Raw genomic sequence first — 10,628 nt, forward strand, 5'->3', positions numbered from 1 at the left:
TAGTATCAAATTATCAATGGAGCTTCAAACTGAAATTGATAAAGCTATAGCAGCCGTTGATTACCAGAAACTTCAAGCTGAGTTTCAAGCACAGAATGAATTCTTGGTAGTAGAGAACTTTCTCCCTAACTCGATCATTGAACAGTTCTTGGCGCTTTTGCCGTCTTTGCAACCTGCTATCAACCGCAACTATATTCCCAATCATAAAAAGGGCGGTAGTATCAGCCGCTATAGCTTAGATAGCCTAGCTCCGATTTTTGGAGAGTTTTATCAACTCAGTGCCTTTTTCGAGTTCCTAAACAAGATTACGGCAGAAAAACTCCTTCCCTGTCCTGATTCAGATCCCCATACTTACGCGCTGTACTACTACACTGAGCCTGGAGACCATATCCAGTATCATTACGATACCTCTTACTATCGCGGGAAACGCTATACAGTGTTGCTAGGTTTAGTTGATAATTCATCCAGTAAGTTGGAATATCAACTCTACAAGGATATTCCTGAACGAGAAACCCAAACGCGATCGCTCTCCTTAAACCCTGGTACTCTAGTCTTATTCAACGGTGACAAACTTTACCACAGAGTTACTCCTTTGGGTAAAAATGAACAGCGCATTGTCTTGACTTTGGAGTACGTCACTGACACCCGCATGGGTATGCTAAAACGTTTTGTCTCGAATATGAAAGATGCGATCGCTTATTTTGGTTTTCGCCAAGTATTTCGCAGTTGAGGCGATACAGAGTTACTGTTTCTTCCATGTTAAGAATTAGTTAATATACGTTGAATTGAGCAAAATACAGTCATTATAAAATACTGGGAAAATTTCCAGATTTCCTGGTGTCATAGCTTTGTTGGTGACTTGACGATGAAGGCAATTATATTAGCTGCTGGCGTTGGACGACGCTTAGGTAAAGACGGGCAAATCCAACCCAAATGCTTACTAAAATTTAACGGTAAATCTCTATTAGAGCGCCATTTGAACTATCTTCGTCATTACCAGATTGATGAAGTAGTGATTGCTGTGGGTTACCAAGCACAAAGAATTCAGGAGGAAATCAAAGCGCTGGGAGCCGAAAATTGGGTTAGTACAGTTTACAATCCTGACTACACTAAAGGCAGTGCGATCAGCCTTTGGACTTTACGTCAACAGCTAGTTGCTGGCGATGACATATTATTAATGGATGCAGACGTGTTATACGATCGCCGCATCATTGAACGACTGGTGAAGACAAATATCCCCAACTGCTTCTTGCTGGATCGTGATTTTGAACCAGGAGATGAACCTGTGAAGCTTTGCGTCAGAGATAATTATCTAGTGGAGTTTCGCAAACAATTAGCTCTTGGTTTAACTTATGATTTTGCCGGCGAGTCAGTAGGATTCTTTCGTTTCGGAAGTGCTGTTGCTCAACGTCTTGCGACTCGCACGGAACAGTATGTTGCAGACGGACTAAATGATGAACCTTATGAAGAAGTAATTCGGGATCTGCTGTTAGAAACTCCAGAAGCATTTGGCTACGAAGACATCACTGGATTACCTTGGCTCGAAATCGATTTTCCCCAGGATATTCAACGTGCCCAAAATGATATTTTACCTCAGATAGAAGTCGCAGAAAATGTCTGAAAATATCTTCGTTTATTATATAGGTTGAAAAAAGCAGAATAGATGCATCAAATATTTGCACCCATTGATACCGCTGCAAAATTAAATAAGTGTGCCCAATTGCGGCTATTACTAGAATCACCTCAACTCGACTTCATCATGGAAGCTCACAATGGGATTAGCGCCCGCATTGTGGAAGAGGCTGGATTTAAAGGAATTTGGGCGAGTGGATTAGCCCTTTCGGCCCAATATGGCGTTCGAGATAATAATGAAGCCAGTTGGACTCAAGTTGTAGAAATGCTGGAGTTCATGTCTGATGTCACCAGCATCCCCATTTTGTTAGACGGGGATACTGGTTATGGCAACTTTAATAATATGCGCCGCCTGGTCAAAAAGTTAGAACAGCGAGGTATTGCTGGAGTCTGTATTGAAGATAAGCTTTTTCCCAAAACCAATAGCTTTATCAACGGTAGCCGCCAAGCTTTGGCTGATATTGATGAATTCTGCGGCAAAATAAAGGCAGGTAAGGATAGTCAGACAGACCCAGATTTTTGCATTGTCGCCCGACTCGAAGCTTTAATTGCCGGCTGGGATCTTTCGGAGGCAATGCGCCGAGCTGAAGCTTACCACGCAGCCGGAGCAAATGCGATCCTGATTCACAGTAAATCATCGCGTCCTGACCAAGTGCTAGCCTTTGCCAAAGAGTGGGCGGGTCGTTCGCCGTTAGTGATTATACCGACTAAATATTACAGTACGCCTACTGATGTTTTTCGCAAAGCTGAAGTTAATTTGGTCATCTGGGCAAACCATCTGATTCGATCTGCTGTTGCTAGTATGCAAGCGATCGCCCGCGAAGTGAAAGCCAGCGAAACTTTAATCAACATTGAAGATGATATTGCTCCCGTAAAAGAAATTTTCCGGCTACAAGGGGCGGATGAACTCATAGAAGCTGAAAAACGCTACTTTAACAACGGACGACAAAATACCCAAGCGATCGTTCTGGCTGCTAGCAGAGGCCAAGAATTAGCAGGGTTGACGCAAGATAAACCAAAAGTAATGTTACCCCTTGGAGGTAAACCTCTACTCAGGTTATTGGTAGACAAATTCAAGAAACTTGCTATCAATGATATTACCGTTGTCGCCGGTTACAAAGCAGAAACTATCAATGTCCCGGGGACTAAAGTCATCCGCAACCCAGATTATGAAACAACGGGAGAATTAGCATCCTTAGCCTGTGCTCAAACCAGCTTCGGCGACGAGATGCTGGTACTTTATGGGGATTTACTATTTAGAAGCTATATCCTGCGCGATTTATTGGAATGTCCTGGAGAAATTGTCGCTGTAGTTGATTCTGTGGCGAACAGCAAGTCTGTTAGCGGTTCACCTGACTACGCCTATTGCTCAATTCCAGACGACCTTTCTCTGTTTGGACAGGATGTCAACCTGTTGGACATTTCTAAAACAACACAAACGCAATTGGGTAAATCTAGCGGCCGCTGGATTGGGATGCTACGCCTGCGGAGTCAAGGTAGACAGTGGCTGAGTGAAGCACTCAACGAACTGCAAAAACGACCAGAATTCAACAGTTTAGGTTTGCCAGAATTATGTAATTATTTAATCGAGCAAGGAAAACCGATCAAGGTGCTTTATATTCGCGGTAACTGGTTAGATGTTAATTCTTTAGATGATCTCGACCTTGCTTTTCAATTGAAGCAATAGGGGAGTGGGGAGTGAGGAGGTAGAAATTTTGAACTCTGAGGTTCATCGACGAAGCTTTGAGGTTCATCGACGAAGCTCTGAGGTTCATTCACGAAGCTCTGAGGTTCATCGACGAAACTCTGAGGTTCGTTAACGAAGCTTTGAGGTTCGTCGACGAAGCTGTGAAGTTCATTAACGAAGCTTTGAGGTTCATCAACGAAGCTTTGAGGTTCATCAACGAAGCTTTGAGGTTCATTAACGAAGCTTTGAGGTTCATTAACGAAGCTCTGAGGTTCATCAATGAAGCTTTGAGGTTGAAGTTTTGAGTTCTGAAGCTCAAGTTTCGCTTTCTGAAGTCGAAGTTATAATCTTTCCTCCCCACTCCCTATCTCAATCGTCTAAATACCTGAAAATTGCTGTAAATTTTTAATTATGATCCAGGCAGAGGAATTTGTAGAAGCTGCGCGTAATCTAGGCTTTGGGTGGTACACTGGCGTACCCTGTTCTTTTCTCACGCCTTTTATTAACTACGTCATCAATGACGTTCAACTTAGATATATCTCCGCAGCCAATGAGGGAGATGCTGTAGCGATCGCAGCCGGAGCAGCAATTGCTGGTAAACCCGCGGTGGTAATGATGCAAAACTCTGGTTTGGGGAATGCAGTTAACCCGCTAACCTCGCTCACTTATATCTTTCGGATTCCGCTGCTGCTGATTTGTACCTTGCGAGGCGATCGCCTATTACAAGATGAACCGCAACATCAATTAATGGGGCAAATCACAGATAAATTGCTGCAAACAATGACTATACCTTGGGAATTTTTTCCCACAGACGCAGCAGAAATAGAACCCGTTCTGCAAAGAGCCACAGCCTATATGACACAAGAACGCTGTCCTTATGCTCTAATTATGCGTAAAGGCGCGATCGCCCCCCATGCACTCACCCGTTCTTCTATCCCCGAACGAGAAAATAGTAATAGCGCTCATATTCAGCAAAGCTTTTTTCGGGACAACAAAGAACAACGCATTTCTCGCAGCGAAGCACTAGCTCGGATTGTAGAACTAATTGATGCTGAAAACACTGTAGTAATTGCCACCACCGGATACACGGGACGCGAACTTTTCGCCAGTAAAGACAGCGCCAATCATCTTTATATGGTTGGATCGATGGGTTGTGCTTCCTCAATGGGATTGGGACTATCCTTAGCACGTCCAGACCTCAAAGTAGTAGTAATTGATGGCGATGGGGCAGCATTAATGCGGATGGGTAATTTTGCGACTATTGGCACTTATGGCGGTGCTAATTTGACCCATATTCTTTTAGATAATGAAGTCCACGATTCTACAGGCGCACAAGCCACCGTCTCTGCGGGTATCTCCTTTGCCAAGATTGCCGAAGCGTGCGGTTATGGCGTTACATTAGCCGGAGATGACCCCGCCCTTTTAGATGCCTTATTTACCGCAGATGATAACACTAGACCTAAATTTGCTCATTTAAAAATCCGTCCCGGAACTTTAGAAAAGCTACCCCGACCTAACCTCACCCCAGAAGCAGTTTTGGAACGCTTTATGAAACACATTGGTAATTCGTAATTAATAAATTCAAAGCTGAAACTCTTAATTTATTAATGACCAATGACAAATGACTAATGACTAATAACAAAATGATTTTACTAAATCCCGGCCCCGTCAATTTGAGCGATCGCGTCCGAAACGCCCTGTTGCGTCCCGATTTGTGTCACCGTGAGGTGGAATTTTCCGAACTTCAAAGCAGAATCCGCGAACAATTACTTCAAGTTTATGGTCTTGGAAGCCTAGGCGTAGCCCGCCGTAGGCATCGCTGGGCAGCAGTTCTCCTCACCGGTTCTGGTACCGCCGCGATGGAAGCGATGATCAGCAGTCTAGTACCCACAGACGGTAAATTGCTGGTAATTGAAAACGGTGTATACGGTGAACGACTATCCAAAATTGCCAAAATCCACGGCATTGATTACATCACACTTTCCCATCCTTGGGATGCCGAAATCGATATCAACGCTTTAGTCAAACTTTTGGATGAAAACGCCGACATCACCCACCTTGCTGTCGTCCATCACGAAACTACTACCGGTCGCTTAAATAATTTGGCGGAACTTGCCCCAATTTGTCAAGAACGTGGTATCAAACTATTAGTAGATGCTGTCAGCAGCTTTGGTGCTGAGGAACTAAATTTCGCAGATTGGGGAATCACCGCTTGCGCTGCGACAGCGAATAAATGTCTGCATGGTGTCCCCGGAACGTCCTTTGTCATCCTGCAACGGGATGCACTGCCGTCACTAGATACAATTCCCCGCACCTTATATTTAGATTTAGCAACTTATTGCCAGCAGCAAGACCGAGGTGGCACACCGTTTACGCAATCAGTACAGACATTTTATGCCTTAACAGAAGCTTTGCAAGAAATGGCAGAAGCAGGAGGTTGGCGTGTCAGACACAGCCATTACAACCAACTTGCCAGCTTAGTCAGAGACGGGTTAGCCTCAATGGGAATTAAACCCCTACTTCCTCTTGGCAGTTCATCCGTTGTCTTGAATGCCTACTACTTGCCAGATGGTTTCAGCTATGAGGAATTTCACGACCAACTGAAAGCACAAGATTATATAATTTATTCTGGACAGGGAAGTTTAGCCAAATCTATCTTCCGAGTCTCGACAATGGGAGCTATTACCCACGCTGACATGGAACGCTTTGTTGTTGTTGTTAAACAAATTATTTCAAAAAGACAGTGATTAGACCTGTCCGAAATATTAACGATCGCCTCGAAATACACCACAACTAATAACTTAAAGCGGCACAACGTTTCTGTTGAGCGGCTGCAAGTAACCTTTGCATCATAACCAAGATCACGCTTCAGTCCGCTCCAACAGGGTTTTAGCCTGCGACCATAAAATTACAGCCTGCGGTAACTATGATGAACTACCATTTGCTGCAAAATGGTTATGACATCCGCACGGTACAGGAATTACTCGGACACAAGGAAGTGAAAATTACGATGATTTATACCCATGTAATGCTCTAAATTTACTCATTCAGCTTTACGGCGATCGCCACATCAACAAGCCTGAGAAATCTTTGAATTGTTAGACCGCGCTAGGACTTTAACAAAGAGGCAGATATTGAACTTGTCCTTCCCATTCGCCCTCAAAACTTCCCTTTGTGATCAACAATATATCTTCAATTGCCAATCCCACTGAAATGCTGCGACTAATCTCAAATACCCCTGGCATTTCTAACCCTGCCTGTACACGCTCGTAAGCATATCGAGTTATTGTTTCTACATCATGAGTTAATAGAACCCGACCCTGTTGCGCCGCCCATTCTAGAATGACTCGATCATCGGTTTTGGACAAACCTACATCCTGAACTCTAACAATATCAATCTCAGATTTTCGTCGAAGAATACCTCGAACAATTTGGTTGTTAAAGTTCTCGTCTGCTAAAAGGCGCAGCATTTCAACTCTACTCTTGATGGGTAAGTCTTGCCATGAGGCGATCGCGTATCCCAATTGGATTGAAACGACGTTCATTTTCTTGACGAACTTGGGTGGCACGCTCTTGTCGAATTTTTAGATAAGCATCAACTTCAGTTTTCCGCCGAAGGTAGTAGCCAATCACCGAGTACACATCTGCAAGCTGAAGAGATGGATATTGCTCGACAATCTCTTCTGCTGTAACACCCTCCAAGAAGGCGACAACCACAGTATCAAGGGTTACACGAGTATTACTAACACGCACAACGCCATCAGAATCAAGTGATAGAGGTATAGGATCAGTTGCTACAGTAAGAAACATTTTAGGTTATGAGAGACTTAGCTTTATCCAGGAAAGCAGGAGGCAGACAGCGCCACGGAGAGCGAGTCCGCGTTCGTGCAGCGTCTCGTAGAGAGCGTCGGGCAGGAGGCAGGAGGAAAACTGCCCTTTGCCTCCTGCCTCAAAACCTGTAGCTTTGTACTTCATGCAAAAGAAAACTGCTGTATTACTAATTATTTTAACAGGGCATCAAAGCATTTAATCTCCCCAGTACTGCCATATCTTCTGCATCTAACTCCGTAGGAATGCCACTGCGAATCAATTCTGAAAAGTCCTCATTGGGAATCATAACAGTCAACGTGTACAAGCGAGTAGAACCAGTATTTTTAATCAAATGAGTCCCAGTGGGAGGCACTAATAAACTATCTCCAGCTTTGATCGTGGCACTCTTGCCATCACACATAGCGATCGCTTCCCCTTTGAGAACGAAAAACATTTCCACTGCCCACTGATGGCGATTTGGCGGTGTTTGTCCACCAACATCAAAAATTTCTATACAGCAAGTCAAGGAAGTATTAGCATTTGTCGAATCGAAGATAATTGCTAATCGATTAGAGTCGTTGGGACTGATACGATATACCTGGTAATCTTTGAGAGATTTGATAACCGGAATTACACAACGAGTAGCGTACATTTATTTATCCCCTCTGAACTTATCGATGGGTATGAAAATTCCTAAAATCCAATTCTTGAATATTAAGTTGTTAGTTGTATCTCAAAATCACTCATAATTCCTCACTCCTCACTCTTTTGCAGCGCTGTTAAAATTGCTTGCGAGTCAGCGACAAAACCGAAGCATTGTTTGATGTTGTATAATGTCGCCAGCCAACAATATTCAGGAGAAGTTGTAGCGGTGCAGTCTTTAACTAATACGCAATCATATCCTAGGAAGTTGGCATCACATAAGGTGGTTAGCACGCATTGATCGGCATTAACACCAGCAAAGAATAATGTTGTCCTTCCCAGATTTCGCAAGATACTATCTAATGGCGTATCCCAAAACCCACTCATGCGGTATTTATCCACACGAATATCTTCGGGAATCTGTTCTAGTTCGTCTACTACTGCTGCGGCCCAACTACCTGCCATGAGTACTCTAGCACCATTGCTTGGCAGTGGATCGCCCAATCCCACGCCCTCCCCTGTGGGATTATAAACGTGACGCGAACCAGCACTAATATTGAGCAAGTCGGGACGATTTCCCCAATTTATCCAAATGACTGGAACACCAACCTCACGCAGTTCTGGAAGTAAGTTGTTCAAAGGTTCAATAGGCTGACGCGCTGGAGTTACGTCCACGCCGATATGCGCTAACCAGCCATCTGGGTGACAGAAGTCGTTTTGCATATCAATGACGAGGATAGCAGCTTTTGCCAAGTCTAGGCGCAGGGTTTTAGTTTCTGTTGATAAAATAACGGGTTGTGGGGTCTTTTGAGGACGAGTGATATCTGCGATCGCATCATTCACTGTCCATGCATTTGGTGCAACTCCCAATGTCCGTAATGGTAAATTCATAAAATTGCAATACCCAACACCAGTTTCTATTTTGTAACTTGAAATTCAGTTGAAAATACAATTACTTAATCAAGGTTAAATATGGTAAATTTCACTATCCAGAATGTTTTGATTGCCGCCAGTGATGATTATGCAACGGTAGATGTACAGATTGTAGATGGTGCAATCGCAGCCATTTCCCCCAATCTACAAGTAATTGGCACTGCCATTGATGGCAAAAATAAGCTATTGCTACCTGGCTTTTTCAACGCCCACACCCACTCATCTGAGATGTGGCAGCGAGGAATCATGTCAGTTTTCCCTTTAGAGTTATGGTTGGCGGAACTGTATGATTTTGCCCCCCTCGATCCCGAACAGGTTTATCTCAGCGCCTTGGGTACTGCGGTGGAAACCTTACTCTCCGGGGGTACGAGTCTGGTAGATCATCTGGTGTTAATTCCCGGACTTGAGTTGGAAACGATCGCCATTGCCACTCGCGCTTACAAAGAAGTGGGAATTCGCGCCTTTATCGCCCCTCTAATTCAGGATGAATCCCTCACCGCAGGTATACCATCTGGGGAATCAGCCCAAACTCATGAACCTTATTTTCGCTCAACTACGGCAACACTGGAAATTATCGAAGAGGCGGTAAGACAATTTCATCGCCCAGATGAGGGTGTAAATATTTTAGTTGCACCAACGGGAATTCAATTGTGTACTGATGCTTTATTTGAGGGCTGTACTGAGTTAAGCGATCGCTATAATCTTTGTCGTCACTCCCATTTACTCGAAACCAGGGCACAGGAAAAACTCGCCGAAGAAAAGTACGGTTGTACTGCTGTGGAACATTTGAAAAGAATCGGATTTTTGAGCGATCGCACTTCACTTGCTCATTGCGTGTGGTTAAATGATGCTGATATCACCATCCTCGCCGAAACTCAATCTACAGTTGTTCATAATCCCTTAAGTAATTTGCGTTTAGGCAGTGGTATCGCCCCAATTTTAAAATATCGGCAAGCTGGGGTAAATGTAACTTTTGGCTGCGATGGTGCTTCGAGTAATGACTCTCAAGATTTGCTAGAAGCCATCAAAATGGGTTCTATCTTACATAATATTACAGACTCAGATTATCAACACTGGATTACACCCAGACAAGCAGTGGAGATGGCATCCATAGGAGGCGCAAAGGGACTGAATATAGCAGACAAACTCGGTTCTCTTACTGTGGGCAAACAAGCAGATTTAGTACTTTATGACCTCACCAATTTATCATTGCTTCCACGTACAGACCCCATTGGTTTGCTAGTTTTAGGGCGTCCTAGTAATGTTGTTGATAGTGCTTGGATAAATGGTAAGCAAATTGTTGCCGATGGCAGAGTCACCACAATTAATGTTGATGAATTGCGACAAGAATTATTTAACCGAAGTCAATGGGAGACAAAGCGCAAGTCTGAAACCGTCGCGCAAATAGAGGCTCATTATCGCACGGTTATGGGCTTGTGAAACCGAAATAAACACGCTTCAATGCAGGAATGGAGCGTTTCTAAATTTCATGACAGATAGCAAACTTGACTTTCAGAGCAGGAGTGGAGAGGCTATATTTCTGTTATAGAGAAATCATGATGGGCGCAAGGAATTTGAGAATTATCTCTCGAATAATTTAAAGAAACTGGATGAGATAGATGATTCAGATAGCGGTAGGTATATTCAGAGTGACCTCGATAGAGAGGGTCATACCAATTCACGAAAAATTTGATTCAAATAAAGCATCAAGAATAAAATCCCACCCTGTTATGGAAGCAACGGTTAATGTGTTTAATTTCTCTAAACGCTTCCAGATAAATTGTCTTAATTCATCTAACGTAGCAAAACTTTCCCAAGCCAAATGTCTTTTAACTTCTTCCCATAACCGCTCAATTGGATTAACTTGCGGCGTATGTGGGGGTTGGAACAATAAAATTATATTCTCTGGTATCTGAAGATATTG

General features: G+C 43.6%; 12 protein-coding genes and 1 pseudogene. 7 read left to right on the top strand and 6 right to left on the bottom strand.

Translation table 11 applies throughout. From position 1 onward, the window contains the following. The first annotated feature begins 16 nt into the window (after positions 1–16). The 3 genes from RM347_RS07855 to aepX all read left to right on the top strand — a co-directional run bounded on the left by RM347_RS07855 (position 17) and on the right by aepX (position 3,319). Positions 17–730 (top strand): 2OG-Fe(II) oxygenase, encoded by a 714-nt coding sequence (locus RM347_RS07855; protein ID WP_322719240.1) that lies wholly within the window; start codon positions 17–19, stop codon positions 728–730. Positions 731–865: 135 nt separating this feature from the next. Beyond that, entirely contained in the window at positions 866–1,621 is a 756-nt protein-coding gene (locus tag RM347_RS07860; protein ID WP_322719241.1) for a phosphocholine cytidylyltransferase family protein, read from the top strand. Between the two features lie 42 nt (positions 1,622–1,663). After that, the gene (gene aepX / locus RM347_RS07865; protein ID WP_322719242.1) at positions 1,664–3,319 is read left to right on the top strand and encodes a phosphoenolpyruvate mutase; all 1,656 of its coding nucleotides are present in this window, start codon (positions 1,664–1,666) and stop codon (positions 3,317–3,319) included. An 88-nt stretch (positions 3,320–3,407) separates the two neighbouring features. Here aepX and RM347_RS07870 read toward each other — a convergent pair whose 3' ends face one another. Continuing rightward, on the bottom strand, positions 3,408–3,638 hold the full coding sequence (locus tag RM347_RS07870) for a hypothetical protein (RefSeq protein WP_322719243.1): 231 nt from the start codon (positions 3,636–3,638) through the stop codon (positions 3,408–3,410). Positions 3,639–3,730: 92 nt separating this feature from the next. Here RM347_RS07870 and aepY point away from each other — a divergent pair, with 92 nt between their 5' ends. The 3 genes from aepY to RM347_RS07885 all read left to right on the top strand — a co-directional run bounded on the left by aepY (position 3,731) and on the right by RM347_RS07885 (position 6,356). Then, a complete protein-coding gene (aepY, locus tag RM347_RS07875; protein WP_322719244.1) occupies positions 3,731–4,891 on the top strand; it encodes a phosphonopyruvate decarboxylase in 1,161 nt (386 codons plus the stop codon). A gap of 56 nt (positions 4,892–4,947) precedes the next feature. Further along, entirely contained in the window at positions 4,948–6,066 is a 1,119-nt protein-coding gene (locus RM347_RS07880) for a 2-aminoethylphosphonate aminotransferase (RefSeq protein WP_322719245.1), read from the top strand. Positions 6,067–6,245: 179 nt separating this feature from the next. Further along, on the top strand, positions 6,246–6,356 hold the full coding sequence (locus RM347_RS07885; RefSeq protein ID WP_428850526.1) for a tyrosine-type recombinase/integrase: 111 nt from the start codon (positions 6,246–6,248) through the stop codon (positions 6,354–6,356). Positions 6,357–6,435: 79 nt separating this feature from the next. Here the strand turns inward: RM347_RS07885 and RM347_RS07890 are convergent, their stop codons facing one another. The 4 genes from RM347_RS07890 to RM347_RS07905 form a co-directional block, all read right to left on the bottom strand. Next, complete coding sequence (locus RM347_RS07890; RefSeq protein WP_322719246.1) at positions 6,436–6,864, bottom strand: DUF5615 family PIN-like protein; 429 nt, start codon at positions 6,862–6,864, stop codon at positions 6,436–6,438. Continuing rightward, complete coding sequence (locus RM347_RS07895; RefSeq protein ID WP_322719247.1) at positions 6,797–7,129, bottom strand: DUF433 domain-containing protein; 333 nt, start codon at positions 7,127–7,129, stop codon at positions 6,797–6,799. Before RM347_RS07895 ends, RM347_RS07890 begins: the two co-directional genes overlap by 68 nt. 196 nt (positions 7,130–7,325) lie before the next feature. After that, a complete protein-coding gene (locus RM347_RS07900; protein WP_322719248.1) occupies positions 7,326–7,781 on the bottom strand; it encodes a cupin domain-containing protein in 456 nt (151 codons plus the stop codon). Between the two features lie 101 nt (positions 7,782–7,882). Then, the gene (locus RM347_RS07905) at positions 7,883–8,662 is read right to left on the bottom strand and encodes a cysteine hydrolase family protein (protein WP_322719249.1); all 780 of its coding nucleotides are present in this window, start codon (positions 8,660–8,662) and stop codon (positions 7,883–7,885) included. Between the two features lie 81 nt (positions 8,663–8,743). Between RM347_RS07905 and RM347_RS07910 the strand changes: the two genes are divergently transcribed. Then, positions 8,744–10,144: an amidohydrolase gene (locus tag RM347_RS07910; protein WP_322719250.1), complete on the top strand. Its 1,401-nt coding sequence runs from the start codon at positions 8,744–8,746 to the stop codon at positions 10,142–10,144. Positions 10,145–10,382: 238 nt separating this feature from the next. On the opposite strand, the pseudogene RM347_RS07915 reads toward RM347_RS07910, so the two are convergent. Beyond that, positions 10,383–10,628: pseudogene (locus tag RM347_RS07915) on the bottom strand (IS630 family transposase); the annotation flags it as partial.

It is taken from the genome of Nostoc sp. ChiQUE02 (genome assembly GCF_034531305.2).
Classification (GTDB): Bacteria; Cyanobacteriota; Cyanobacteriia; order Cyanobacteriales; family Nostocaceae; genus Nostoc.

What these genes read in the sequence shown, in the direction of transcription:
- aepX (WP_322719242.1), top strand. Translation starts at nt 1,664, where the DNA reads ATGCATCAAATATTTGCACCCATTGATACCGCTGCAAAATTAAATAAG.
- RM347_RS07895 (WP_322719247.1), bottom strand. Translation starts at nt 7,129, where the DNA reads ATGTTTCTTACTGTAGCAACTGATCCTATACCTCTATCACTTGATTCT.
- RM347_RS07855 (WP_322719240.1), top strand. Translation starts at nt 17, where the DNA reads ATGGAGCTTCAAACTGAAATTGATAAAGCTATAGCAGCCGTTGATTAC.
- RM347_RS07900 (WP_322719248.1), bottom strand. Translation starts at nt 7,781, where the DNA reads ATGTACGCTACTCGTTGTGTAATTCCGGTTATCAAATCTCTCAAAGAT.
- RM347_RS07910 (WP_322719250.1), top strand. Translation starts at nt 8,744, where the DNA reads ATGGTAAATTTCACTATCCAGAATGTTTTGATTGCCGCCAGTGATGAT.
- RM347_RS07890 (WP_322719246.1), bottom strand. Translation starts at nt 6,864, where the DNA reads ATGAACGTCGTTTCAATCCAATTGGGATACGCGATCGCCTCATGGCAA.
- RM347_RS07885 (WP_428850526.1), top strand. Translation starts at nt 6,246, where the DNA reads ATGATGAACTACCATTTGCTGCAAAATGGTTATGACATCCGCACGGTA.
- aepY (WP_322719244.1), top strand. Translation starts at nt 3,731, where the DNA reads ATGATCCAGGCAGAGGAATTTGTAGAAGCTGCGCGTAATCTAGGCTTT.
- RM347_RS07880 (WP_322719245.1), top strand. Translation starts at nt 4,948, where the DNA reads ATGACTAATAACAAAATGATTTTACTAAATCCCGGCCCCGTCAATTTG.
- RM347_RS07860 (WP_322719241.1), top strand. Translation starts at nt 866, where the DNA reads ATGAAGGCAATTATATTAGCTGCTGGCGTTGGACGACGCTTAGGTAAA.
- RM347_RS07905 (WP_322719249.1), bottom strand. Translation starts at nt 8,662, where the DNA reads ATGAATTTACCATTACGGACATTGGGAGTTGCACCAAATGCATGGACA.